Below are 24,777 nucleotides of genomic sequence, written 5' to 3'. Positions count from 1 at the left end.
TCGCAGCGCTGATGGGGAGCTTATCGGGTTCTAATGCAAAAGGATCAACCTCGGCCACTCACCAGAAGTGAGGATTCCGTCAAGGCACCCCCATGACCTTCGGGACAGGTGTCCAGCTACAGTGGACACCTGTCCAGGAAGAGCGGGACAGGTACCCATGAAAGGAACCGTGGTGGAGATCCTCGCGCACGTTCTCGTCGGCCTGGTGGCCCTGTTGCACGCGTACATCCTGGTCCTGGAGATGTTCCTCTGGGAGAAGAAGCCGGGGCGCGGACTGCACGGGTTCGACCCGGAACTGGCCCGTACGACCGCCCCGCTCGCCGCCAACCAGGGCCTCTACAACGGCTTTCTGGCGGCCGGCCTGGTCTGGGGGCTGATCGCGGCCGATCCGACCGGTTTTCGCGTACAGGTCTTCTTCCTGGTGTGCGTGGTGATCGCGGGGGTGTACGGCGCCGTCACGGCCAACCGGCGCATCCTGTTCGCGCAGGCGCTGCCCGGCGCCGTCGCGCTGGCCGCCGTGCTCGTCGCCCGGTGAGCCGGTCCGCCCCGCAGGACCCGCGGGCCGCCCGCACCCGGGCCCGGCTGCGGGCGGCGCTGCTCGCGGAGTGCGCCGAACGCCCGCTGGCCGAGGTCGGGGTGGCCGCGCTGGTGCGCCGGGCCGGGGTCGGCCGGGCCACGTTCTATGTGCACTACGACGGCCTGGAGGCGCTGGCCGTCGACGCCTGCGCGGACGTCGTGCGGGAGGGCGTGAGCGCGCTGCACTCCTGGACCGGGCGCCCCGATCCGGTGCACGCCCCGCCCGCGCTCGCGGAGTTCTTCGCCTCGCTCGCCCCGCACGCCGAGCTGTACCGGACGCTGCTCACCCCGGGCGGCGGCGGCCCACTCGGCAAGCTGCTCCACCTGGACCTGCGGGCGTACAGCCTGCGCGAACGGGAGCGGGCGGGCGCGGCGGACGCCCCGTTGGTCGCGACGGCGGTGGCGGCGACGTTCGCCGGGGTGCTGGCCGACTGGCTGCACGGTCTGCTGGCCGGTGACGCGGCCGCCATCGCCGACCAGGTCTGGCAGTTGCTGGTGGCCCTGCACGCGAGCCGGTGAGCGGTCAGGAGAGCCGGCGGTCCGCCGCCTGGAAGGTGCGCCGGTAGGCCTGCGGGGAGACCCCGATCGCGGCGTGCAGATGCTGGCGCAGCGAGGCGCCGGTGGCGAAGCCGACGTGCCCGGCGATCTGGTCCACGGAGAGGTCGCTGGTCTCCAACAGGTGCCGGGCGCGGCCGATCCGCTGCTGGATCAGCCAGCGTCCGGGGCTCATGCCGACCTCGTCGCCGAAGCGGCGGGCGAAGGTGCGCAGGCTCATCCGGGCGTGCCGGGCCAGGTCGGTGAGGGTGAGCGGGTCACCGAGCCGCTCCAGGGCCCAGGCCCGGGTGGCGGCGGTGCTCGCCGCGCCGTCCTGCGGGACCGGCTGCTCGATGTACTGGGCCTGGCCGCCGTCCCGGAACGGCGGGACCACACAGAACCGGGCGACGGTGTTGGCGAGTTCGCTGCCGTGGTCCTCGCGGACGAGGTACAGGCAGACGTCGACGCCGGAGGCGGCGCCCGCCGAGGTGAGGATGCGGCCGTCGGCGACGAACAGGACGTCCGGGTCGAGGTCGATGTGCGGGAACAGGGCGCGGAACCGGTCGGCGAGGTGCCAGTGGGTGGTCGCCCGGCGCCCGTCGAGGAGTCCGGCGGCGGCGAGCACGAAGGCGCCGGTGCAGATGGAGACGATGCGGGCGTCGGGGCGGATCAGGGCGAGCGCGGCCGACAGTTCCCCGGGCAGCTCGGCGCCCACCCGGGACGGGTCGACGGCCGGGACGATCACCGTGTCCGCGTCGGTGAGGGCCTCGGGGCCGTGTTCGGGGGTGATCGTGAAGTCGGCGTGGGTGCGGACCGGGCGTCCGTCGACGGTGCAGGTCAGCACGGTGTAGCGGTCGGCGGCCAGGCCGAGAATCCGGCTCGGCATGCCCAGTTCGAACGGATACACCCCGTCCAGGGCCAGCACCGCGACCCGGTGGGGCTCTCTCGTCGCACGCATGGCACGATTCTATCGAACGATGGCCATCATGCCATTTTCCTGCCGGGCGACCAGGAGCAGGCTGGTCACCATGAGCACTGAGCACACGATGCGCGCCATCAGCCAGGACACCCTGGGCGGCCCCGAGGTCCTCAAGGAGGTCGCACTCCCCCGGCCCGAGCCGCGCACCAACGAGGTACTGGTCCGGGTCCGGGCCGCCGGCGTCAACCCGACCGACTGGAAGCACCGCGCGACCGGCGGTTTCCTCGGCGCCGCGCCGTTCGTCCTGGGCTGGGACGTCTCCGGCGTGGTCGAGGCGGTCGGGGTCGGCGTCGCCCGGTTCCGGCCCGGCGACGAGGTCTTCGGCATGCTGTCCTACCCGTTCGGCCACGGCTCGCACGCCGAGTACGTGACCGCCCCGGCCCGCACCTTCGCCCACAAGCCGGCCGCGCTCGACCACACCCGGGCGGCGGCGCTGCCGCTGGTGTCCCTCACCGCCTGGCAGGCGCTGGTGGAGACGGCCGAGGTGGGCCCGGGGCAGCGGGTGCTGATCCACGCGGCGGCCGGTGGGGTCGGTCATGTGGCCACGCAGATCGCCAAGGCGCGCGGCGCGTATGTGATCGGCACGGCGAGCGCGGGCAAGCACGACTTCCTGCGCGAGATCGGCGTCGACGAGCCGCTCGACTACCGGGAGACGGACATCACCGAGGCCGTGAAGGACGTCGACGTGGTCCTCGACACCCTCGGCGGCGCGACGTCCGTGGACTCGCTGCGGGTGCTGCGCCCGGGCGGGATCGTGGTGTCGATCCTGCCGGTCGGCTCCGACGAACTGTACGAGGAGGCCGCACGGCTCGGGGTGCGGGCGGTGCGGATGCTGGTGGACGCCTCGCACAGCGGGATGCGGGCGATCGCGGAGCTGGTGGAGGCGGGGAAGCTGCGCCCCACGATCGCCGGCACCTTCCCGTTGGCGGAGGCGGCCGAGGCGCACCGGATCGGTGAACTCGGGCGCACCGCCGGGAAGTTGGTCCTGCTGATGGACTGATCCGGCTCGCTCAGAACACCAGCACGGGCTTGATCACCCGGCCCTCGGCCATGTCCCGCGCCGCCCGGTCGATGTCCGCGAACGGGTAGGTGGTGATCAGGCGGTGCAACGGCAGTCGCCCGGACGTCACCAGGTCGACCAGGGCGGGAACGGCGGTGCGCGTCTCGGCGTCGCCGAGGGTGAGGCCGACGACCCGCTTGCCGCCGAGCAACCCGTTGACGTCCAGGGCGACTTCGGTGCCGAAGGGCGGGGCGCCGACGACGACCAGGGTGCCGCGGGCGGCGAGCGCGTCGACGCCGCTCCGCAGCACACCGACGTTGCCGGTGGTCTCGACGACGCCGTCCGCGCCCTGTCCCGAGGTGATCGCGGCGAGCGCCTCACCGAGGTCGGCACCGCTGGTGTCGACGGTGTGGGTGGCGCCCAACTCCTGGGCCAGCACAAGGCGTTCGGCGACCCGGTCGACGGCGACGATCCGGGCGGCCGGGGTGAGGGCGGCGGCCATCACGGCACAGAGCCCGACCGCTCCGGCGCCGAGCACCACGACGGTGTCGCCGAGGGCGGGGCGCAGCACGTTCCAGACGGCACCGGTGCCGGTCTGCACCCCGCACCCCAGCGGGGCGAGCGGGGTCAGCGGCACGTCCGGGTCGACCTTGACGAGAGCGCGTTCGTCGACCAACGCCCGTTCCGCGAAGGAGGATTGCCCGAAGAAGTGGCCGCCGAGGGGGACGCCGTCCCGGTGGAGGGTCGCGGTGCCGTCGGCTCGGCGCCCGCCGATCAGGTTGAGCGGCAGCCAGGTCGCGCAGTACGCGGGGTGCCCGCCCCGGCAGTTGCGGCAGGACCCGCACGAGGTGAACGACAGTACGACCTGGTCCCCGACCGCGACCGCGCCCACCCCGTCACCGACCTCCTCGACCACTCCGACCCCTTCATGCCCGAGCACCCCGGGCAACGGAAACGGCAACCCGCCCCCGGCCACCCCGAGATCGGTATGACACACCCCGACGGCCACCATCCGCACCACCGCCTCCCCACCCCGAGGCCCGTCCAACTCCACACCCCCCACAACAAACCCCCCACCCTCCACCTCAACAACAGCAGCCCGAGCATGAACGGCCATGAGCATGAACTCCCTTACAACGACGAACACTTATCGACACACGACCCGACAACCCGAGCCCCTACAGGGGCGCGAGGCTGTATCAACATGCGGCTCCGCCGCCCGGGCGCGACAAGCCCCCACCGGACCCGCACCCGACCGACAACCGAGCCCCTAATAGGGGCGCGGGGAACTGCGCGACAAGCCCCCACCGGCCCGCACCCGACCGACAACCTGAGCCCCTCATAGGGGCGCGGGGCTGTATCAATATGCGGCTCCGCCGCGCGGGCGCAACCAGCCACAACGGCGCCGCACCCGCCAAACGCCCCCGCCCCGCACAACCCGGCCCCCGCTCACCCGAGCGACACAACAACCGACTTGACCTGCGTATACGCGGCGAGCGCCTCCGCCCCGTACTCCCGCCCGTAACCGGACCCCTTCACCCCACCGAACGGCACCGCAGGGTCCAACATGGCCCAGTCATTGATCCACACCACCCCCGCCCGCAACCGCCCCGCAACCCGATGCGCCCGCGCCAGACGAGTCGTCTGAATCCCCGAAGCCAGCCCGTACGCCGTGGAGTTGGCAAGAGCGACGGCCTCGTCCTCGGTGTCGAAGGGCTGCACGGTGAGCACCGGCCCGAAGACCTCCTCCTGGATGACGGGGGAGTCGTTGGGAAGGTCGGCGATCACGGTCGGCAGGTAGTAGAAACCGCCGCCCAACCGCAGCCGCGCGCCCCCGCACACGACGCTCCCCCCTTCCTTGCGGGCCAGCTCGACGTACTCCTCGACCTTGCGCAGATGCCGCTCCCCCGCCATCGGCCCGACGACGGTCTCGGCCCGCCGAGGGTCACCCACCGGCACCGCGGGAACCGCCTCGGCGAGGATGCCGAGCAGGGTGCGGTACACCGGCCGGGCCACCAGCAGCCGGGGCCCGCCCATGCAGAACTGCCCGGTGTTGAAGACGAACGCCTTGATGATCGCGCCGACCGCGCTCTCCAGGTCGGCGTCCTCGAAGACGAGGTGGGCCGCGTTGCCGCCGAGTTCCATGGTGACGGGCTTGAGCGCCGCACCGGCGACCGCGGCGACGTGCCGGCCGACGGCGGTGGAGCCGGTGAACGCGATCTTGTCGACGCCCTCGTGCCGCAGCAGGGCCTCGCCGGCCACCGGACCGGTGCCGGTCACCACGTTGACCACGCCGTCGGGGACGCCCGCTTCCTGGAGCAGCCCGGCCATCCGCAGGGCGCTGAGCGGGGTCTCCTCGGCGGGCTTGTGGACGACCGTGTTGCCGGCCGCGAGCGCCGGGGCGAGCTTCGAACCGGCAAGGATCAGCGGGAAGTTGAACGGCGTGATCGCGCCGACCACGCCGATCGGCTCACGCCGGGTGTAGGCGAGGGCGTCGAGCGGGGTGTCCCGGACGGCACCGTCCAGCGCGTGCGCGAGGGCGCCGAAGTGCTCGTAGGCGGCGGCGGTGTGCTCGACGTCGACGGCCCGGCACAGGGCGTGCGGCTTGCCGACGTCCACGCTCTCCAGATCGGCCAGCTCCTCGGCGTTCTCCCTGATCAGCTGGGCGACCCGGGTGAGGACCCGGCCGCGCTCCCGGCCGCTGAGCCCGGACCAGGCGCCGTCGTCGAAGGCGTCCCGGGCGGCCCGGACGGCGGCGTCGACGTCGGCGGGTCCGGCCTCGGCGACGGTGGTGAGGACCGCGCCGCTGGAGGGGTCGATCACCTCGGTGCGGGCTCCGTCGGCGGCCTCGCGCCACCCGCCCGCGACGAAGAGCCGTCCGGGTGCGCTCTCGAAGGCGGTCATCGCCACTCCTCAGCCTCATTGCCAAGTGTTCAACCAACAGGTTTCCTGATGGTCCGAGCTTCAGTTGGCAGTCTCATCAACGACAGGTTTCCTGTCAATGCTCTAGGCTGAAGTCATGGCCGGAACCCAGGTGACCAAGGCGCCCCCGTCCCTGCTCTACCTGGTCAAACAGGTGGAGTTGGTGGTGCGTTCGCATCTCGACGAGCTGGTCAGGCCGTCCGGGATCACCGCGTTGCAGTACACGGCGCTCACCGTCCTTGAGCGGCACGACGGGTTGTCGGCGGCCCAGTTGGCCCGTGACTCGTTCGTGACGGCGCAGTCGATCGCCGACCTGGTCCGTCAGCTGGAGGGGCGCGGTCTGGTCCGGCGGGAGCGCAATCCGCACAGCCGCCGGGAGCTGCTGATCCTGCTCACCGACGCGGGCCGTGAGCTGCTCGACCGGTGCGCCGGGCCGGTGCGGGAGCTGGAGGAACGGATGGTCCGGGACCTCACCGCGCACCAGGGCGAACAGTTCCGCCAGGCGCTCACCCGGGCCTGGCACGCCCTGTCGTGAGCGACTTCAGGAACCGTCGGATCAATTCACAGACATATGTCAATCGAACATGCTCAAATTCATTCCATCGGCGGTACCTTGCTGAGCGGGGAACGGATGCGCGCCGGTTCACGCCCCGGGCAACAGGGGCGCACTCGTGGGCTCGCGGTACGGCGTCGCCCCAGCCCCCGGTGGCCCCAGCGGCCGCCGGGTACGGAGCCGGATGGAGGCGATGTCGTCGTGCAGCAGGAAACGGCGCCCCCGACCCGTCATGTCCGGGTCCGTCAGGACCGGGGCCACACGGTGCTGGAGTTGCGCGGTGACATCGACATCGCGGCGGCCGTGGAGATCGCCCCGTACCTGGACCGGGTGACGGCGCACCGGGACGTCCGGCTGGTGATCGACCTCGGCGGGGTGGACTTCTTCGACTGCTCGGGGCTGCGGCTGCTGTACCGGGCGCGCAGCCGGGTGCTCGACCAGGACGGCCGGCTCCGGCTGGTCTGCACCCACCCGCTCACCCTGCGGGTCCTGCGCATCACCGGCCTGGCCAAGCTGCTGCCGCCGTACCCGACGCTGGACGCGGCCCTGGAACGCCCCGAGGCCGCCTCGGAGCCGAGGTGAGCGACGGCGGCCCCGGCCCGTCGGCTCCTACACCTCGCGGGGCGCGTCGAACAGGGCGCTGACGGACTCGCCGTTGTGGATGCGCCGTACGGCCTCGGCGAGGGCCGGGGCGATGGACAGGACGCGCAGCTTGTCGGTGTGCTCCTCGGCCGGGACCGGCACGGTGTTGGTGCACACGATCTCCAGGACGTCGCTCTCCTGGCTGAGCCGCTTCAGCGCGCCGGCCGCGAACAGCCCGTGCGTGCAGGCGACCCGGATCGAGCGCGGCCCCGACTCCCGCAGCCGGTGCAGGAGTTCGATGACGGTGCTGCCCTTGGCGATCTCGTCGTCGAGGACGATGACGTCCCGGTCGGCGACGTCGCCGATGACGGAGCTGATGGAGACCCGGTCGTCGGCGAAGCGCTGTTTGGCGCCGGCCGCCACCTGGGCGCCGATCAGCCGGGCGAACGCGGCGGCCTCCTTGGCGTTGCCGAGGTCGGGCGAGACGACGGTCGTGCGGCTGAGGTCGTAGCGCCGGAAGTAGGCGGCCAGCTCCCGCAGCGCGTGCAGATGGTCGACCGGCACCGAGAAGAACCCGTGGACCTGCGGTGAGTGCAGGGTCATGGCGAGGACGCGGCCGGCGCCCGCCGCCACCAGCAGGTCGGCGACGAGCCGTCCGCCGAGCGAGATCCGCGGCGCGTCCTTCTTGTCGGAGCGCGCGTAGGAGTAGTGCGGCATGACGACGGTGATCCGGCCCGCCGACGCCCCGCGCGCCGCGTCGCACATCAGCAGCAGCTCCACCAGGTTCTCCTGGACGGGCTTGACCAGCGGCTGGATCAGAAAGACGTCCCGTTCCCGGCAGTTGGCCTGGAGCTGCACCTCCAGACAGTCGTTGGCGAACCGGCTCACCCGGGTCGGGCTGAGCGGCACCCCCAGGTGCGCGCAGACCTCGGCGGCCAGATCGGGGTGGGCACTGCCGCTGAACACGGAGATGTCTCGCACGATCGGGCTCCTCGCGTGATCATGAACGGGTCACCCTCATGCTACTGATCACCCGGATCACCGCGCGCCACGCGACCGGCGGCCGAGACCGGGTGCGGGCGGGCGCGGGCCGCCGCACCGGGACCGGGCGCGTGCCGATCCGGCAACGGGGCGGTCTGGCAAGGGGTTTGAGGGGCATCCGGTCTCCAGGAAGGAGGGCCGTTCGCCATGACGACTCCCATCAGGCCCCCATCGAGGCGGATGCCCGGCTGGGCCAAGGCGGTGAGCGCCGTCGTGCTGGTGCTCGTGGTGTTCTTCGCCGGAATCCGGCTGAGCGTGCTGCCCGGGCTCAAGGATCTGTTCGGCACCGAGACGCACGACCGGACGGGGCCCACGTTGCTCCAGTCCATCCAGGACATGAGCCGCTACGACGCCGCGTCCGGCAATTTCCAGGTCGTCGTGGACCTGGAGAAGGACACCAAGTACCTGCCCGACGCGATCCGCGGCTCGCGCGTCCTGTACGTGGGCGCGGGCACCGTGGACGCCTATGTCGACCTCGGGAAGATCGGCGAGGACGACGTGAAGGTCGACGCCGACCGGACGTCGGCCACGCTGCGGCTGCCGCACGCGGCGCTGGGCACACCGGCCCTGAACCCGGACCGTTCGTACGCGGTGTCCAAGCAGCGCGGGCTGCTCGACCGGCTCGGCGACCTCTTCTCGGACAACCCCAACAGCGAGCAGGCCGTGCAGAAGGTGGCCGTCCAGCACATCGGTGACGCGGCCAAGGACAGCGGTCTGACCAAGCGGGCCGAGACCAACACCACCGACATGCTCCAGGGCCTGCTGCACTCGCTGGGCTTCAAGGAGGTGCACGTCAGCTACGGCTCATGACCGCGCGATGCCCGGTCGGCCGGCCGGGCATCGCGGGCCGGTTCGCGGGTAACCGGGTTGCGACACAGAGACGTTGAGAGCTACCAGCCGACAGCTGGCAGCCGAGAACCGACAACCGACCGAGCGATCAGCCGATCGATCGACGAGTGGACCGGAGGACGGACATGGCCCGGGCAGAGGCAAGGCCGCGCAGGGGATGGCGCCCGCGCGCCCCGAAGCCGGGCGGCGGCTCGGCGCCACCGCCCGCCGAGCGGGAACGGCATGTACTGCCGTTCCCGGTCCGGTTCCTGGCGATGCTGTGCGCGTTCGGGTTCATGGTGGCGTTCGCGGTGGTGCTGGCCAAGCTGACCCTGGAGCCGTCCCCGGCCTCGGTGTCGCTCGTCCACACCAACCTCCACCCGGGCAGCTCGCTGCGCGCCTACATCGACCAGCCCGCGCTGCGGGACGCGGTGAAGCAGATCGGCGGCAACGTCGTGCTCGGCGTCCCGTTCGGCATCCTGGTGCCGGTGCTCGCGCCGCGCGCCCGGGGACTGCTGCGGGTGCTGCTGCTGACGGCGATGGTGATGCTGCTGGTGGAGTTCGCGCAGGGCGCGCTGATCACCGGGCGCGCCTTCGACATCGACGACGTCATCCTCAACACCTCGGGCGCGCTGGTGGGTTACCTGCTGCTGGGACGGCGGATGGGCCGCGCGGTGCACGCCCGCAAAACCCGCGAGACGGCCAGGCGGACCGCGAAGCCGACGAAGACCTCTAAGCCGTCGAAGAACGCGAAGCCGTCGAAGGCGCCCGCTAACTCCCGTTCCTCCAGGGCTACTTCGGCGTTCTCGAAGCTTCCCCGGTCCCTCAAGCGCACGAAGAGCGCCTGACCCGACCACGTCAGGATCTTGGTACAGACCAAGGTCTTGACGTGGCCCTTATCTCACTCCTTAAATCAAGAGGCCACGTCTTCACCCCCCACCCTCGCCGGAAGGAAGAGCCGTTGGCCTCCCCACTCCTGCTCCGCAGATGTCTGTTCGCCGTCCTGCCCGCCGTCCTCGTCGCGTCCGTCGCGACCGCGCCGGCCGACGCCCGCACCGCGAAGGACGCCCCCGCCGCCTCGGCCGCGGTGGCGTTCTCCGACTCCTTCGACGGTCCCGCCGGTGCCGCCGTCGACGGATCGAAGTGGCAGATCGAGACCGGCGACAACGTCAACAACCATGAACGGCAGTACTACACGGCCGGCAACCGCAACGCGGCCCTGGACGGCCAGGGCCATCTGGTCATCACCGCCCGCCGCGAGAACCCCGCCGCCTACCAGTGCTGGTACGGCACATGTGAGTACACCTCGGCCCGGCTCAACACGTCGGGGAAGTTCAGCGCGCAGTACGGTCATGTCGAGGCGCGCATGAAGGTGCCGCGCGGGCAGGGCATGTGGCCGGCGTTCTGGATGCTCGGCGCGCCGGTCAACTGGCCGGACTCGGGCGAGATCGACGTCATGGAGAACGTCGGTTTTGAACCGTCGACCGTGCACGGCACCATCCACGGGCCCGGCTACTCCGGCTCGGGCGGCATCGGCGCCGCGTACTCGCTGCCGAACGGCCAGGCCTTCGCCGACGCCTTCCACACCTTCGCGGTGGACTGGGCGCCGGACTCGATCACCTGGACCGTGGACGGGAACGTCTACCAGCGCCGTACCCCCGCCGACCTGGGCGGTCGCAGCTGGGTGTTCAACAAGCCGTTCTTCCTGATCCTGAATCTGGCGGTGGGCGGCTACTGGCCCGGCGACCCGGACGGCTCCACCGCCTTCCCGCAGCAACTGGTGGTGGACTCCGTGTCGGTGACTACCGGCGACTCGGCGTCCGGCGGCGCGATCCGGGGCCTGGCCGGCAAGTGCGCCGACGTGGCCGAGGCGAACTCCGCCAACGGCACCCCCGTTCAGCTCTACGACTGCAACAACAGTGCCGCGCAGCGGTGGACGGTGGGGGCCGACGGGACGATCCGGGCGCTGGGCAAGTGCCTGGACGTCGCGGGCGGCGGCACCGCGGACGGCACGCCCCTCCAGCTGTGGGACTGCACCGGCGGGCCCGCGCAGCAATGGGCCGTCTCCGGGGCGAACGACATCGTCAACCCGCAGGCGAACAAGTGCCTGGACGTCAAGGACAACAGTTCCGCGAACGGCGCCCGCCTCCAGCTCTGGACCTGCGCGGGCACCGCGAACCAGAAGTGGACGGTCGGCTGAGAGAGCTGGGCGGCGGTCAGTGGATCTGCCAGGTGAACTTGTCGCCGCCCACCCAGCGCACCACCGCCGGGTCGTCCAGGTCGTGGACCGGGATGCCGTGCCGGGCGGCCACCACGAGGACGTCGGTGAGGGACGTCGCCTCCCCGACCACTTCGCCGTCGATCTCGACGATCCGGAACGGATGCCTGCCCGGTTGCACGCCGAGGACCATGATCCGCGGGAAGGAGAGGTGCGGGCTCGCGTTTTCGGTCATGCAATAGAGCCTAGAACGCATCCCGCGGTCACGACCGATCCGAGCCCCTCGGGGGCGGCCGCCGGGGCAACGGAGGAGGCGGCCATGGACCCCGTCGAGGCGCTGGACCGGATCGCCTTCCTGCTGGAACGCTCCCTCGCCCCGACCTACCGGGTCCGGGCCTTCCGTACCGCCGCCCGGGTGCTGGGCGCCCTGTCCCCGGCCGAGGTGCGCGAGCGTGCCGAGGACGGCTGTCTGGAGTCCCTCAAGGGTGTCGGCCCGAAGACCGCCCAGGTGGTGCGGGAGGCCCTCGCCGGGCAGGTGCCCGAATATCTGACCAAGGCGGAGCACGAGGACGCGGCCGCCGCTGTCCCGGTACCGGGCGGCGAGCGGTTGCGGGCCCTGCTGCGCGGCGACTGCCATCTCCACTCCGACTGGTCGGACGGCGGCAGCCCGATCGGGGAGATGGGTCGGACGGCGGCCCGGCTCGGCCATGAGTGGGCGGTGCTCACGGACCACTCCCCCCGCCTGACCGTCGCCCGCGGTCTGTCACCCGAACGGCTGCGCGAGCAGCTGGACGTGGTCGCCGAGCTGAACGCCTCCTGGGCGCCGTTCCGGCTGCTCACCGGCATCGAGTGCGACATCCTCGACGACGGCACGCTCGACCAGGAACCCGAGCTGCTCGACCGGCTCGACGTCGTCGTGGTGTCGGTGCACTCCAAGCTGCGCATGGACACCCGCGCGATGACCCGCCGGATGGTGGCCGCCGTCAGTGATCCGCACGCGGACATCCTGGGCCACTGCACCGGACGGCTGATCGGCGAGCGCGGGCGGCCGGAATCGACGTTCGACGCGGACGAGGTGTTCGCGGCCTGCGCGCGGGCGGGCACGGCGGTGGAGATCAACAGCCGTCCGGAACGGCTCGACCCGCCGCGTCGGCTGCTACGGCGGGCCGTGGCGGCGGGGGTGCTGTTCTCGATCGACACGGACGCGCACGCGCCCGGACAGCTGGACTGGCAGGCGTACGGATGCGCCCGCGCCGAGGAGTGCGGGGTGCCCGCCGAACGGGTGGTGACGACCTGGCCGGTCGACCGACTGCTCGCGTGGAGCAGGGGAGGGTGAGGGGCGGGGCCCGCTTCGCCACGTGGCCCCGCTTGCCCACGTGGCCCCGCTTCCCCACGTGGCCCCGCTTCGCCACTTGACTTCGAGAGCACTCCAATCCGTAGCGTTCCGGACATGAGCACTGCACAGCACACGATCGGTTCCGATTTCGGCGCGACCAGCACCGCCGACGACGTCCTGCGGGGCATCGACCTGACGGGCAAACTCGCGCTCGTCACCGGTGGCTACTCGGGCATCGGCCTGGAGACCACCCGCGCGCTCACCCGGGCCGGCGCCCAGGTCGTCGTCCCCGCCCGCCGCCGGGCCGTCGCCGCGGAGGCGCTGGCCGACCTGGACGGCGTCGAGGTGGACGAGCTGGACCTCGCGGACCTGGAGAGCGTGCGCGCGTTCTCCGAACGGTTCCTCGCCACCGGACGTTCCCTGGACATCGTCATCGGCAGCGCCGCCGTCATGGCGTGCCCGGAGACCCGGGTGGGGCCCGGCTGGGAGGCGCAGTTCGCCACGAACCACCTCGGTCACTTCGCCCTCGTCAACCGGCTGTGGCCGGCGATCGCGCCGGGCGGCGCCCGGGTGGTGTCGGTCTCCTCGCGCGGCCACCACTTCTCCGGCATCCGCTGGGACGACCTCCAGTGGGAGCACGGCTACGACAAGTGGCAGGCCTACGGGCAGGCCAAGACCGCCAACGTCCTGTTCGCCGTCCACCTCGACCGGCTGGCCCGCGACGCGGGGGTCCGTGCCTTCGCGCTGCACCCCGGCGGCATCCTCACCCCGCTCCAACGGCACCTGGCCCGGGCGGAGATGGTGGAGCGCGGCTGGATCGACGCGGACGGCACGCCCCTCAACCCGAAGGGTTTCAAGACCCCGCCGCAGGGTGCGGCGACCCAGGTGTGGGCGGCGACCTCGCCCCAGTTGGACGGTCTCGGGGGCGTCTACCTGGAGGACTGCGACATCGCTGAGCCCGCGGTCGAGGGCGACGAACGCTCCGGGGTGAGGTCCTGGGCCATCGACCCCGACCTCGCGGCCCGGCTGTGGACCCTCTCGGCCGACCTCACCGGCGTCAACGCCTTTGCCGGATAGGGCGGTTCAGCTCGCCGGGGTGTCCTCACCGATGTCGTAGACGTCCTTGACCTTCACCTCGGTGACGCCCCGGCCCTCCGGGAACACGGCGCGCCAGTCACCGATGACGTGGAGTTCGTCGGTGCCCATGGCGCGGACCACGGTGAGGCCCTCGTCGTAGGCCTTGAAGGCCTTGGTCCAGAGGTTGGCGAAGGCCTGGGAGCGGATGAGGTGCATCCAGTCGGGGCGGTACAGCTCCCGGTTGTAGTTCGACTCGCCCATCGTGGAGACGAACTTGGAGTACATCGCCTTCACATACTCCAACGTCACCTCGTCGTCCTCGGCGATGGCCCGGTCCCGGGCGTCCTTGAGGGCGACCCGGAACTTCTCCAGGAGGCCTTCGGTGGCGCCGGAGGTGAACGACTCGTGGATCTCGGGCGGTTCGCACAGTCCGTACTTCGGCCCCGACAGCCGCAGCAGGAGCCGCAGGGTGGGTTCGGTGACCCAGAGCGGTCCGGGTTCGTCGCGGTTGCCGATCGGGTGGGGGAGGTGGTCGTCGTGCTCCCACTCCGGCGGGGTGATCAGGTGCACGCCGGCCCGGCGGCGGTCGTGGCCGGGGCCCTCGGAGTGTTCCAACTGGCCGATCGGCAGATGGGTCTTGAGGGCGGACAGATAGGCGCCGTTGATGTCGAGGGCGGTCACCCGGTGGGCGCCGGCGGGGAGTTCGGGCCGCGCCCACTTGGGGCGGGCCTCCCAGATCCGGTCGGGGCCGCGTGCGGACTGCTTGCGCAGCACGTCCGGAATCCACGGGTGGGCGATGACGTCGTACCGGCCGCCCTTGCGGGTGTGGTCGAGCAGCGCCATCGCGTCGGGGATGGCCCGCTTCAGCAGGGCGGCGGTGGCCGCCTCGACATCGCCCTCGTGCTCGGCGAGCGCGGCGGAGACGGCGGCCGCGATCAGATCGGGTTCGGCGGCATCGGCGGCCCGCATCCGACGGCCCACGGGATGGACCTTCACGGACTTCGCCACCGGTGCGGGCGGTCGGGTGCGCGCCGTGCCGCGCGTCCCGTCCCGTTCCGGTTCCGGCCGTCGGGTGCGCGCCGTGCCGGGGGGCTCCTCGGATTCCGGTTCCGGTTCCGGCTGTTGGGGTGCCGGGGTTCCGCATTCCGTCGGGTCCAGGTGCTGCGGGAAACCGGCGACCTGATGGCGGGCGGGGCCACCGCACAGGACGCAGGGCTGCGGGGCGGCGAGGGCTTCGACGTCGTCGCCCGAGAGGTCCGGTCCGTCGGCGTCGGATGCCGCGACGCCGGGTGCGTCGAGGTCCGGCGCGTCAACACCCGCTGCGTCAACGGCTGTTGCGTCGGCGGCCGGTGCAAGGGGAGCTTCCGGTTCGGTTCTGGCCGTCAGTTTCGTGCGGGCGCCTTCGAGGAAGTACGCGTACTTCTCGCGGACCTCGCCGCCGGGGTCGCGGCCGCTCTCCCAGCCGCCGACCGTGGAGGGGCTCACCCCGAGGGCGTGGGCGAGCTGGGCGCGGGAGAGGTTCAGGCCCTCGCGCAGGGCGCGCCGTTCCTCGGCCGTCGGCAGGGCGGCCTCCTCGCGGGCGGCGGCGAGCAACGCGTCGATCGCCTGGAAGTCCGTCATCGGGTCACCTCTCTCGTACCGCCGCGTCGGCGCCGCCGTGCGGGCAGGGTCTCGCACGCGCGGGTGGGTCCGGCGAGCAGATCCAGGACGTCGATGCCGAAGTGCGCGGCAAGCGCGTCGCAGTCGGCGAGGGTCCAGGCGGCGCTGCCGGACTGACGGCGGCTGACCTGGGCCTGGCTCACCCCGAGCGCGTCCGCGACCCCGGCCTGGGAGTCGCCGGTGGCCTGCATCAGCGCGGCCACCGCCGAGCGCACGCGCTCTCCCGAGGTCAGTCCCATGATCCGACCCTATCCGGAGCCGATGCGCCCCGCGCATACGCCATGCCCACCACGCATGGGGCAACGACGGTCAGTGCGGCGCCCGCTCCTCAAGTGCCGTGCGCCAGGCGGGCGTCGGGCCCTCGGGGGCGGGCGGGACGCGGCGGCCGCCCCGGGTGAAGAAGTCGGCGAGGGGGAGGATCGCGGCGCCCACGGTGACCGCGTCCGGGCCGAGCCTGCCGAGTTCGACGGTGACCTTCTCGGCGGGGTGGCGCAGCGCGTAGGCGCGGGCGTGGCGGCGTACGGCGGTCAGGAAGCGGGCGCCGAGCTGGAGACCGGCCCAGCCGCCGATGAGGATGCGCTCGGGCTGGAAGAGGTTGATCAGGTCGGACAGCCCGGCGCCCAGATACTCGGCGGTCTCCTCCAGGACGGCCAGCGCGACGGGGTCGGCGGCCGTGCCCTCGGGCGGGTCGGCGGCGGCGAGCAGCGCGGTCAGCGCGGTCTCCTCGTCGGCGCCCTCGGGCGGACGGCCGCCCTGCTCGTGCCAGCGGCGCAGCAGCGACTCGGCGCCCGCGTACGCCTCCAGACAGCCGAGCGCCCCGCACCGGCAACGGCGCCCTCGGACCCGCACGGTCAGGTGCCCCCACTCGACGGCGCGGCCGTGTTCGACCTCGGGGGTGACGAGGCAGGCGCCGACGCCGGAGCCGAACAGGACGACGACCGCGTTGCGGGCGCCGCGTCCGCCGCCGAACCACATCTCGGCCTGGCCGAGGGTCTTGGCGCCGTTGTCGATGAAGTACGGGACGGTGACGGGGAGCGGGGAGGTGGCGCGCAGGAGCTGCTCCAGCGGGACGGCGTCCCAGCCGATGGTCTGGCCGTGCACCAACGCGCCCCGGTCGGGGGTGTGTTCGATGATGCCGGGGACGCCGATGCCGACGCCGAGAAGGTGTTCGGGGGCGACGCGTGCCTCGGCCAGCACCTCCGCGACGCCGTCGCGGAGGTGGCCGACGATGTCCTCGACCTCGTAGCGCTGCTGGGTCAACGGGCGTTCGGTGCGGGCGAGTTCGGTGAGGGTGAGGTCGAACAGCTCGATCCTGACGCGGGTCTCACCGACGTCGACGCCGATCAGATGGCCGCTGCCGGGTGCCACCCGCAGCAGGGTGCGCGGTCGGCCGCCGTCGGAGTCGACGCTGCCCGCCTCCTCGACGAGCCCGTCAGCGACCAGGTCCGCGACGACGTTGCTGACCGAACCGGAGCTGAGGCCGGTGACCGGTCCCAGTTCGAAGCGGCTGAGGGGGCCGTCGAAGTAGAGCCGTTGCAGCACGGCCGTGCGGTTGGCCCGTCTGAGGTCGCGTACCGTGCGTCCGCTCCGCTCCGCCATTGCGTCCCCTTCACACCCTGTCCGACCTGCAACCTACCTCCGGGCTCGGGCCCGGCGCGATATTCCGCCACCCCTTAGTTCACGCTGTGAGCTAAGAGCCGGAGGTCAGCTCGTCGATCTCGTCGAGGGCGGCGGCCAGTTCGGGGGCAACCGCTTGCCGCGCCCAGCGGACCCGGTCGGCTCCGAGGCCGCGCGGGACCACTTCGGTGAGCATGATCAGGTAGAGGTAGGCCCGGTAGAGCGCGAGCCGCAGTCGTTCCCCGGCGTCGAACGCGACCCGGCCGCCCGCCTCCCGGTACCCGGCGAGGAAGGCGTCGTCCTTCCTGATGTCGCCGAGCAGGGCGAGGGAGACGAAGTCGGCCAGCGGGTCGCCCCAGAACATCCGCTCGCCGTCGATGAGTCCGCCGATGCGGGGCGTGCCCGTGGCGCGGTCGACCAGGATGTTGCCGGGCCAGAGGTCGAAGTGGACGAGGCACGGGACGGCGACGGCGTCGAGGGCGTCGTGGGCCGGGGCGAGCCTCGCGGCGATGTCGCCCACGGGGAAGGGGAGTTCGGGCCGGTGGTCGTGGGCGTCGGCGAGGACGGCGGCCAGCATCGTGGTGAACGCGGTGCGCCAGTCGGGGGCGAGGGGGCCGAGGGCGCCGGACGGGTAGCCGAAGCCGGGCCCGGTGACGCGGTGCAGGCGGGCCACCTGACGGCCCAACTCGCCGCGCAGGTCGGCTCGTTCGGCCTCGGTGAGGGAGTCGTCCCACGGGGTGCCGGGGCAGGCGGTCAGCAGGAGCAGTCCGTCGCCCGGCAGCAGGACGAGCGGCGCGGGCACGTCGGCCCGCGCCGCTCCCGCGCAGAACTCCGCCTCGCTGACCAGGAGTCGGCGTTCGTGGCGCAGACCCTCGGCGTCCGGGGCGACCTTCAGGATGTGCCGGTCGCCGTCGGTGAGGCGGAGTTCCTCGACGGTGTTGTAGGTGCCGCCGGTCAGCGGGGTGAGGTGGGCGAGGTGGTCCGGTGGGATGCCCGCCGCCTGGAGTACGCGTCGGGCCCGTGTCCAGGAGTCCGTCACCGTGCGCCCGCCTCTCCCTCTCGGTCAGCCCGCCGCGTACACGTCCTCGACGTAACGCCCGTCCGCCACCAGCGAGTTGAGCCAGGCCTCGGCGGCCGCGTCGTCGGCGCCGGGTGTGCGGTCCCGGTACAGGGTACGGAACGCGGCCCGGACGCCCGGTGCCATCCGGCCGCCGTCTCCGCAGACATGGACGCGGGCACCGGCGTCGAGCAGGGCACCGACCTCGTCGGCCTCGGCGGCGATGCGGTGCTGCACGAACCGGGCGCCGTTCTCGGGGACGGCGCTGAAGGCCGGGCGCAGAGTGACGGCCCCGGCCTGTTCGGCGGCGCGCAGCTCCTCGGCGTGCAGAAAGTCCGCGTCGGGGGCGTCGCAGCCGAAGTAGCAGAGGGCCGGGGCGAGTTCGGCGCCGTCGGCGAGGGCGGCTGCCCGGTCGGCGACGGCGCCTCGGAAGGGGGCGAGCCCGGTACCGGCCGACACCATGATGACCGGGGTGGTGGGGTCGGCGGTGTCGAGGCGGAAGGCCTCGCGGCAGGGCTGGACGCGGGCGTACACGGTGTCGCCGGGGGCGAGGTCCGCGAGGTGGCCCGAGCCGGTGCCCCGGTAGACGCCCTTGCCGGAGCGGGCGGGGGCTTCGAGGAGGGAGACCATCAGCTCGACGTGGGCCGGGTCGACGGCGGGCGAGGAGGAGATGGAGTAGTGGCGGGGGCGCAACGGCGTGAGCAGGTCGAGGAGGTGCGGCCAGTCGAGGGCGCCGCGCAGGGCGGGGTGGTCCTCGACGAGTTCGAGGAGGGTGCGCGGGTCGTCCGCGGTGAGGGCGACGAGGGCGGCGCGCTCGGGCGGGCAGGGGTTGGCGGCGGCCAGGACGGCCAACTGGTCCGGCGTCGGGCGGTCCTGCAACTCGATGTGCCGGGTGAGGAGTTGACGTACCGTCAGCGGTCGGTCCACGGCGAGGCCGTCGCGGCGGGGGCGGCCGGCGCGGATGTCCAGGACGGTGTCGAGGTCGACGCCGAGGGCGGCCGCGGCACGGTCGACGAGGGCCGGGGTGTTGGCGGGGAGCACGGTGAGGTGGTCGGCGGTGCGGTAGGCGGTGCCGTCGGGGAGGGCGACGCGTACGAACCGCTTGCGGCGCGGGTGGCCGGGGGCGGTGAGGTCGTGGGCGTCGGTGATCGTCATCGGCACCAGCCCGTGACGTGCGGCGAGGGCGTCGAGGGGGCCGCCGGTGAGGGTGCGGACCTGGTAGGCGGCGGTGGGCTCGTCGTCCTGCGGGGCGAGGGCGTCCGGGTCGCCGTGCCGCTCCAGGAGGGCGGTGCGCAGTCGGGCGGTGAACTCCCGTACGGCGCCGGTGAGATCGCCCGAGGCGTCGGCGGCGGCGCGGTCGATGAGGCGGGTGGCGCCCTGGGCGGCGAGGCGTTCGTCGATGCGGGTCGGCATGTGCTGGTAGGTGGCGGCCCAGTTGCGGTCGCCGACGCCGAGGACGGCGTAGGTCACGCCGGTCAGGTCGTGGGTCTCGGCCAGGCGGGCGGCGAAGGCGGTGGCGTCGTCGGTGGGGTGGCCGTTGTAGGAGGCGGCGGCGATGACCACCGTACGGTCGGTGGGCAGTCCGGCGGCGAAGTCGTCGAGGGGCGCGACCTGCGTCTCGCAGCCGATCTCGGCGGCCGCGTCGGCGAGTTGGGCGGCGAACTCGCGGCAGGTGCCGTAGTTGCTGCCGTGCAGGAAGAGCGCGCCGGTGCCGGGGCGGACCCGGGCCGGTAGGCCGAGCGGGTCGGGGGCGCCGGTGGCCACGGACGCCGTGGCGGCCGGGCGGGTGCGGTCGGCGGTGGTGCGCGGGGTGAGGGTCAGGGTGAAGCCCTCGGGCTTGAGGGTGAGGGTCTCCTTCACCTCCAGCACATAGTCGGCGTGGTCGCCGAGCCGGTAGCGGTGCACGAGCATGGCCAGCAGCATCGTCGCCTCGTGCAGCGCGAACTGCCGTCCGATGCAGGCGCGTTCACCGGTGCCGAAGGGCTTGAAGGCGTGTACCGGCCGGTCCGCCTCGGCCTCGGCGGTGAACCGGTCGGGGTCGAACAGCTCGGGGTTGTCGCCCCAGACGGGCTGGCGGTGCAGCATCGGCGCGATCACGCTGACGGGCTGTCCGGCGCGCAGCGGGATGCGCCCGCCGAGCAGGGTGTCGTCGAGCGCGTGCCGGGTGAAGGCGGCGGCGGTCGGCCACAGCCGCAGCGCCTCGTTGAGGACCTGGCGGGTGTAGGTGAGACGGCCGATCTCGTCGTAGGTGGGGTCGAGTTCGGCCCGGTCGCCCCAGAGGGCGTCGACCTCCTGCTGGACCCGGCGCAGCGCGGTGGGGTGCTTGGCGAGGTAGTACAGGGCGAACGACATGGCGCCGGAGGTCGTCTCGTGCCCCGCGATCAGGAAGGTGATGACCTGGTTGCGGATGTTGGCGGTGTCCAGGGTGGTGCCGTCGGAGGGGTGGGTGGCGCCGAGCATCAGGCCGAGCAGGTCGTCGGCGCCGCTCTGGTCGGTGCCGGCCCGGGAGGCGATGACGTCGTCGACGACCCGGGCGAGGTGGTCGGCGTCGTCGCGGAAGGCCGCGTCGGCCGCCGTGTGGTCGCTGCCGGGGACGCGGGCGAGCCGGGTCATGCTCCACTCCAGGCAGCGGACCATGGAGTCGACGAACGGGTGCGGCTCGGTGCGCTCGAAGGACCCGAAGTCGTAGCCGAACCCGGCGAGTCCGATGGTGTCGAGGGTCATCCGGGTCATGTCCTCGGGCACGTTCACCGGCGTCCCGGTGTGCGCGGCCCGGTCCCAGGAGTCGATGACGCGGCGGGCCACGTCCAGCATGACGGGGTGGTAGGTGCGCATCGAGCCGAGGGCGAACGCGGGCATCAGGATGTCGTGCGCCTTGGCCCAGTTGGGCTCGTCGTTGTAGGCGGTGAACAGGCCGTCGGCGGCGAACTCCCGGACGTTCTCCAGGGCGGGCGAGATGTGTTTGGCGAACCGGGTCTCGTCGGCGAGGTCGGTCACCAGGTCGAGATCGGCGACGAAGAGGGCGTCCCGTCCGTGCAGTCGGCGGATCAGCACCGGCCCGTGCTCCCGCATCAGCCGCATGACCTGCTGGAGCGGGGCGCGTCCCGGTCCGGTGGCGGTGATGTCGACGACGGGGACGGCGGCGAGGGCGTCGGCGGTGTAGGGGTGCGGCGCGGTGCGGGACATGGCGCGACAACTGCCTTTCACGGTACGGAAGACCTGCCCTTCCAGGGTGGTTCACGGCACCGCCGCGCCGGGGCGGCGCCGCTACATGATTGTGTAGTACATGGAGGTGGGGCGCCCTTGCACGGGGCGCCGTGACGTGGCAGGAGGCGGACATGGATCTGGGCGGGCAGGACCCGGTGGTGTGGCGCAACCGTGCGCTCATCCTGTTCGACCGGGTGGTGACGCCGGTCGCGGTGTGTGACGTGTACGGGGCGGTGCTGCTGGCGAACCCGGCGATGGCGGCGGAGTGCCGGACCAGTCCCGGGCGGTTGCGCGGGCGGGACGTCCTGGAGCTGTTCCGGCCGCAGGAGGCCACGCAGGTCGAGCGGATCGCCGAGGCGCTGCGGCTGCGGCACCGGTCGCGCTATCAGGTGTCGGTGTGCTGGCCGGGCGCCGACGGCACCGAGCGGTACGGGGAGTTGACCGCCGACCCGGTCAGCGACAGTTCCGAGGACACACCGGCCCTGCTGGTGATGTTGCGGGTGCTCGGCGTGCGTGAACCGGCGCCTGCGGCCCCGGAGCAGGTCACTCCGGCGGAGGCCCGCATCCTGGCGCTGCTCGCCGGGGGCGCGACGACCGCGCGGGCCGCCCGGGAGACCGGCCTGACGACGGACGGCGTCACCTACCATCTGCGCCGCCTGACCGCCCGCTGGGGCGCGGCCAACCGCACCGAACTCGTCGCCCGCGCCTACGCCTTGGGTGTCCTGACGCCGGGGGTGTGGCCACCGGAGGCGTAGGGGGCCGGGGGCCGGCCGTCGGACCGTGCCGTGCCCGCGCCCTGCGGGGCGCCGAAGCGGGCCAGGGTGTGCCAGACCATCTTGAGGTCCTGGATCTCGTGGCGGCCGGTGCGGGAGGCGTCGCCGAGGGCCCTGGGGTCGATGACGCCGTCCCGGGCGATGCGGGCGCCGAGGTCGGCGTACTCCTGCCCCCGGTAGTCGGCGTGGCGCCGCAGTTCGGGCACGGTGAGGCGGTAGCCGGGGTGCCATGCGACGGGGCAGGGCAGCCGTCGGGCCGCCGCCTCGACGGGGGTGCCCCGGTAGCAGGCGTCCAGGACGAGGGCCTCGACGTCCCGGGCGAGGTGGAGGCCACCGTGGACCTGGGCCTCGATGTAGTCGTTGAGGGCGTCCTGTTCGTCGGCCTCGGCGAGGGCGATCAGGGGCAGCGCGGCGGCGACGCCGAAGTCGGTCGGCTCGGCCGCGCTGTCCGGGTAGCAGAAGGTGGCACGGGCCGTCGCCCGGGCGTCGAGCCGGAAGTGGGAGGAGCCGAACCTCGGTGCGGCGCCCACGACTTGGCGCCGGAAGTCGAGGGCGCCGTAGACCGGTCGCTCGTGCGGGTCGGCGTCGTCGTAGGCGCCGCCGAAGATCCGGCTCTCCCAGCGCCAGCGGTCGCCGCCGGGGTGCGCGGTGAGACCGCCGTTGCTGGTGCCGGTGACGAACTGGGAGCGGTAGACGCCGTCGGCGGCGAGCGCGTCGAGGATCGGCAGACCGCCGGTGGCGCGGTCGGGGTGGAAGTTCAGGGTGATCCGCAGCTCCGGGGCGACGGGCGGTCCGGCCGAGAGCGCCGCGACATGGCGCAGCGCCCGCGCCGCCCGCGGTGCCCGGGTCGGATCGACGTCCGGGTAATCCATTGGCTTCCCTCCGCCGCTGCCCTCTACCCTGATCAAAACCTAGGAGCCCTAGGCTTTGACCGTCACCCTTCAGGAGTGTCCCTAATGAAATCGCTGACCGAGCAGGAGATCCGTGCCTCCTTCGTCAACTGCTCCAAGGGAGAGGCCAAGCGTCTCGCAGTCCCCCGCGACCTCGACGACCGGCCCTGGGACGACCTGGACTTCCTGGGCTGGCGGGACCCGGGAGCACCGGACCGCAGCTGTCTGGTCGCCGAGCGGGACGGCGGGCCCGTCGGGGTCACGCTGCGGTTCCCGGCCGCCCGGCGCGGATTTCTGCACCGCAGCATGTGCTCCCTGTGCCTGACGACCCACCCGGGCGGCGGGGTCTCCCTGATGACCGCGCGCAAGGCGGGCACGGCGGGCCGCGAGGGCAACTCGATCGGCCTGTACATGTGCACCGACCTGGCCTGTTCCCTCTATGTGCGCGGCCGGAAGCTCCCGGACAGCGGGATGCGCATCGAGGAGAGCCTCACGGTGGAGCAGCAGATCACCCGCACCACGGCCAACCTGTCCGCCTTCCTGGACAAGCTGTACGGCTGACGCTCACCGCAGCCGCGCCGCCGCGACCCGGTGGAGGTGGATCAGGACGTCGTGGTTGCGGGCGAGGGCGATCTCGCTCGGGCCCTGCGGGTAGGCGGTGCCGATCATGCGGGTCGGCCGGGCCACGGCGAGCCACGCGCGCGCCGGGGAGCGCACGGACCGCAGATCGAGAACGTAGTCACCGGGCCGGACGCGGTCGAGGAGCTGTTCGTTGCCGCCGGACGGGGCCGGGCCGAGCGTCCAGCGCCGGATCGTGCCGTCGGGTCCTGTGGCGTTGAACGAGCCCTGCCCGAAGGTCACTCCGACGCTCACGTAGCCCCGGCCGAGGTGGTCGCGCAGGTAGGCGCCCTGCACCTTCGGATAGTGCGCGGGGTCCTGCGGGACCAGGCCGACATGCGCGTCGTGCGCCGACAGCAGCACCTTGGTCCCGGTGTGCCGCTGCCACCACAGGACGTTGGCGGCCATCGCCTCGTCGCGGTAGCGCATGGCGTCGGCGAGCTGGGCGGGGTCCTCGAAGTCGAAGGCGTACTGGCGGGCGGTCCGGTCGATCGCGGTGGCCTGCTGGACGAGCCGGGCCCGGTCCGCCGGGTCGGTCGCGGGCAGCCGCCGCACCAGCGCCAGGGCCTCGCCGGTGCGGCGGGCCATGTCCTGGCGGGCGGCGAGCGGCGTGTTCAGGTACCGCTCGATATAGGTCCCGGTCGCCCTGGTGGGCCGCAGCCCCCGGTACAGCTCCGCGAGCCGGGCGGCGTCGGCGGGGCGGGCGGCCCGGACGCGGGTCTGGACCTCGTCGTACACCTCGGGTCCGGTCCAGGCGAGGTCGTCGCCCAGGAATCGGACGGGGTCGCCGGGGTGACGGATGTTGTAGGCGCGCATCCACTCGATGAGCCGCAGATAGTCGGTGTTGTTCCACCACAGGTAGTCGCGCTGGAACTCGTCCCGCATGATGCGCCGGAGCTCCCCCGTGCCGTGCACCACATAGGCGTCGAGGCGCAGTCCCGTGCTCCAGCTCGTCTCCAGCGCGAAGGTGCGGAAGCCCTTCTCCTCGACGAGGTGGCGGAAGACGCGGTCCTTGAGGGCGAAGAATTCATGGGAACCGTGCGTCGCCTCGCCCAGCCCGACGACCGGCGCGGCCCCGATCACGCGGTCCAGGGCGCGCAGGTCCCGGGTGTCGCCGCCGGGCTCGACGGTGCGCAGCGGGTGGGCGGCGCGGCCGAGGGCGTCGACGACGGCCGCGTCCGGCCGGGGCGCGGTCGCGGCCGTGGCCGGGGTGCCGAGGGCCGCCGCCCCGAGGCTCAGGAGCAGGGCCAGCGTGATCGGGGTTCGTTTCCGTCTCATGCCCCCACCCTCGTGCGAGGGGCCGTCGTCGG

23 protein-coding genes and 1 pseudogene are annotated in these 24,777 nt (G+C 72.7%); 12 read left to right on the top strand and 12 right to left on the bottom strand.

The window, feature by feature from the left end; genetic code table 11:
* The first annotated feature begins 172 nt into the window (after window positions 1-172).
* Together ACIQOU_RS11585 and ACIQOU_RS11580 are read left to right on the top strand one after the other, a co-directional pair.
* On the top strand, window positions 173-535 hold the full coding sequence (locus tag ACIQOU_RS11585) for a DUF1304 domain-containing protein (protein WP_401536715.1): 363 nt from the start codon (window positions 173-175) through the stop codon (window positions 533-535).
* The gene (locus tag ACIQOU_RS11580) at window positions 532-1,095 is read left to right on the top strand and encodes a TetR/AcrR family transcriptional regulator (protein WP_401536187.1); all 564 of its coding nucleotides are present in this window, start codon (window positions 532-534) and stop codon (window positions 1,093-1,095) included. Before ACIQOU_RS11585 ends, ACIQOU_RS11580 begins: the two co-directional genes overlap by 4 nt.
* A gap of 4 nt (window positions 1,096-1,099) precedes the next feature.
* Here ACIQOU_RS11580 and ACIQOU_RS11575 read toward each other — a convergent pair whose 3' ends face one another.
* Complete coding sequence (locus ACIQOU_RS11575; RefSeq protein ID WP_401536186.1) at window positions 1,100-2,068, bottom strand: GlxA family transcriptional regulator; 969 nt, start codon at window positions 2,066-2,068, stop codon at window positions 1,100-1,102.
* Window positions 2,069-2,138: 70 nt separating this feature from the next.
* Here ACIQOU_RS11575 and ACIQOU_RS11570 point away from each other — a divergent pair, with 70 nt between their 5' ends.
* Window positions 2,139-3,089, top strand: a complete 951-nt coding sequence (locus ACIQOU_RS11570) for an NADP-dependent oxidoreductase (RefSeq protein ID WP_401536185.1) — start codon at window positions 2,139-2,141, stop codon at window positions 3,087-3,089.
* Window positions 3,090-3,099: 10 nt separating this feature from the next.
* Here the strand turns inward: ACIQOU_RS11570 and ACIQOU_RS11565 are convergent, their stop codons facing one another.
* Window positions 3,100-4,206 carry an NAD(P)-dependent alcohol dehydrogenase gene (locus tag ACIQOU_RS11565; RefSeq protein WP_401536184.1) on the bottom strand — a complete coding sequence of 369 codons (1,107 nt, stop codon included), beginning with the start codon at window positions 4,204-4,206 and terminating at the stop codon, window positions 3,100-3,102.
* 332 nt (window positions 4,207-4,538) lie between these two features.
* Window positions 4,539-5,993, bottom strand: a complete 1,455-nt coding sequence (locus ACIQOU_RS11560) for an aldehyde dehydrogenase family protein (RefSeq protein WP_401536182.1) — start codon at window positions 5,991-5,993, stop codon at window positions 4,539-4,541.
* 115 nt (window positions 5,994-6,108) lie between these two features.
* Between ACIQOU_RS11560 and ACIQOU_RS11555 the strand changes: the two genes are divergently transcribed.
* Both ACIQOU_RS11555 and ACIQOU_RS11550 read left to right on the top strand, forming a co-directional pair.
* A complete protein-coding gene (locus tag ACIQOU_RS11555) occupies window positions 6,109-6,546 on the top strand; it encodes a MarR family winged helix-turn-helix transcriptional regulator (protein ID WP_401536180.1) in 438 nt (145 codons plus the stop codon).
* Between the two features lie 219 nt (window positions 6,547-6,765).
* Complete coding sequence (locus ACIQOU_RS11550) at window positions 6,766-7,146, top strand: anti-sigma factor antagonist (RefSeq protein WP_401536177.1); 381 nt, start codon at window positions 6,766-6,768, stop codon at window positions 7,144-7,146.
* 27 nt (window positions 7,147-7,173) lie between these two features.
* Here ACIQOU_RS11550 and ACIQOU_RS11545 read toward each other — a convergent pair whose 3' ends face one another.
* The gene (locus tag ACIQOU_RS11545) at window positions 7,174-8,127 is read right to left on the bottom strand and encodes a ribose-phosphate diphosphokinase (RefSeq protein ID WP_401536176.1); all 954 of its coding nucleotides are present in this window, start codon (window positions 8,125-8,127) and stop codon (window positions 7,174-7,176) included.
* Window positions 8,128-8,334: 207 nt separating this feature from the next.
* Between ACIQOU_RS11545 and ACIQOU_RS11540 the strand changes: the two genes are divergently transcribed.
* The 3 genes and pseudogenes from ACIQOU_RS11540 (at window position 8,335) to ACIQOU_RS11530 (ending at window position 11,215) form a co-directional block, all read left to right on the top strand.
* Window positions 8,335-8,997 carry a DUF4230 domain-containing protein gene (locus ACIQOU_RS11540; RefSeq protein WP_401536175.1) on the top strand — a complete coding sequence of 221 codons (663 nt, stop codon included), beginning with the start codon at window positions 8,335-8,337 and terminating at the stop codon, window positions 8,995-8,997.
* A gap of 164 nt (window positions 8,998-9,161) precedes the next feature.
* A pseudogene (locus ACIQOU_RS11535) lies at window positions 9,162-9,710 on the top strand (VanZ family protein); the annotation flags it as partial.
* A 266-nt stretch (window positions 9,711-9,976) separates the two neighbouring features.
* The gene (locus ACIQOU_RS11530) at window positions 9,977-11,215 is read left to right on the top strand and encodes an RICIN domain-containing protein (protein WP_401536174.1); all 1,239 of its coding nucleotides are present in this window, start codon (window positions 9,977-9,979) and stop codon (window positions 11,213-11,215) included.
* A 16-nt stretch (window positions 11,216-11,231) separates the two neighbouring features.
* Here the strand turns inward: ACIQOU_RS11530 and ACIQOU_RS11525 are convergent, their stop codons facing one another.
* Window positions 11,232-11,468, bottom strand: a complete 237-nt coding sequence (locus ACIQOU_RS11525) for a hypothetical protein (RefSeq protein WP_401536172.1) — start codon at window positions 11,466-11,468, stop codon at window positions 11,232-11,234.
* An 84-nt stretch (window positions 11,469-11,552) separates the two neighbouring features.
* Between ACIQOU_RS11525 and ACIQOU_RS11520 the strand changes: the two genes are divergently transcribed.
* Entirely contained in the window at window positions 11,553-12,569 is a 1,017-nt protein-coding gene (locus ACIQOU_RS11520) for a PHP domain-containing protein (RefSeq protein ID WP_401536170.1), read from the top strand.
* 114 nt (window positions 12,570-12,683) lie between these two features.
* On the top strand, window positions 12,684-13,646 hold the full coding sequence (locus ACIQOU_RS11515) for an SDR family NAD(P)-dependent oxidoreductase (RefSeq protein WP_401536168.1): 963 nt from the start codon (window positions 12,684-12,686) through the stop codon (window positions 13,644-13,646).
* A gap of 6 nt (window positions 13,647-13,652) precedes the next feature.
* On the opposite strand, the gene ACIQOU_RS11510 is transcribed toward ACIQOU_RS11515, so the two are convergent.
* The 5 genes from ACIQOU_RS11510 to ACIQOU_RS11490 all read right to left on the bottom strand — a co-directional run bounded on the left by ACIQOU_RS11510 (window position 13,653) and on the right by ACIQOU_RS11490 (window position 21,165).
* Window positions 13,653-15,266 carry a helix-turn-helix domain-containing protein gene (locus tag ACIQOU_RS11510; protein ID WP_401536166.1) on the bottom strand — a complete coding sequence of 538 codons (1,614 nt, stop codon included), beginning with the start codon at window positions 15,264-15,266 and terminating at the stop codon, window positions 13,653-13,655.
* Window positions 15,263-15,544 carry a helix-turn-helix domain-containing protein gene (locus ACIQOU_RS11505; protein WP_401536163.1) on the bottom strand — a complete coding sequence of 94 codons (282 nt, stop codon included), beginning with the start codon at window positions 15,542-15,544 and terminating at the stop codon, window positions 15,263-15,265. Before ACIQOU_RS11505 ends, ACIQOU_RS11510 begins: the two co-directional genes overlap by 4 nt.
* A gap of 70 nt (window positions 15,545-15,614) precedes the next feature.
* Window positions 15,615-16,904, bottom strand: coding sequence for an ROK family protein (locus tag ACIQOU_RS11500; RefSeq protein ID WP_401536162.1), 1,290 nt, complete (start codon window positions 16,902-16,904; stop codon window positions 15,615-15,617).
* A gap of 91 nt (window positions 16,905-16,995) precedes the next feature.
* On the bottom strand, window positions 16,996-17,961 hold the full coding sequence (locus tag ACIQOU_RS11495; protein ID WP_401536161.1) for a phosphotransferase family protein: 966 nt from the start codon (window positions 17,959-17,961) through the stop codon (window positions 16,996-16,998).
* A 24-nt stretch (window positions 17,962-17,985) separates the two neighbouring features.
* The gene (locus ACIQOU_RS11490; RefSeq protein WP_401536159.1) at window positions 17,986-21,165 is read right to left on the bottom strand and encodes a cytochrome P450; all 3,180 of its coding nucleotides are present in this window, start codon (window positions 21,163-21,165) and stop codon (window positions 17,986-17,988) included.
* Between the two features lie 152 nt (window positions 21,166-21,317).
* Between ACIQOU_RS11490 and ACIQOU_RS11485 the strand changes: the two genes are divergently transcribed.
* A complete protein-coding gene (locus tag ACIQOU_RS11485; protein WP_401536158.1) occupies window positions 21,318-21,941 on the top strand; it encodes a PAS domain-containing protein in 624 nt (207 codons plus the stop codon).
* On the opposite strand, the gene ACIQOU_RS11480 is transcribed toward ACIQOU_RS11485, so the two are convergent.
* Entirely contained in the window at window positions 21,893-22,831 is a 939-nt protein-coding gene (locus ACIQOU_RS11480; protein ID WP_401536157.1) for a DUF3626 domain-containing protein, read from the bottom strand. The genes ACIQOU_RS11485 and ACIQOU_RS11480 overlap by 49 nt on opposite strands.
* Before the next feature lie 84 nt (window positions 22,832-22,915).
* On the opposite strand from ACIQOU_RS11480, the gene ACIQOU_RS11475 reads away from it, so the two are divergent.
* Window positions 22,916-23,410 (top strand): FBP domain-containing protein, encoded by a 495-nt coding sequence (locus ACIQOU_RS11475; protein ID WP_401536156.1) that lies wholly within the window; start codon window positions 22,916-22,918, stop codon window positions 23,408-23,410.
* Between the two features lie 3 nt (window positions 23,411-23,413).
* On the opposite strand, the gene ACIQOU_RS11470 is transcribed toward ACIQOU_RS11475, so the two are convergent.
* A complete protein-coding gene (locus ACIQOU_RS11470; RefSeq protein ID WP_401536155.1) occupies window positions 23,414-24,745 on the bottom strand; it encodes an erythromycin esterase family protein in 1,332 nt (443 codons plus the stop codon).
* Window positions 24,746-24,777 lie beyond the last annotated feature (32 nt).

This window comes from Streptomyces sp. NPDC091279 (genome assembly GCF_044757465.1).
GTDB lineage: Bacteria > Actinomycetota > Actinomycetes > Streptomycetales > Streptomycetaceae > Streptomyces.
This window is presented reverse-complemented; position numbering and strand designations above follow the sequence as displayed.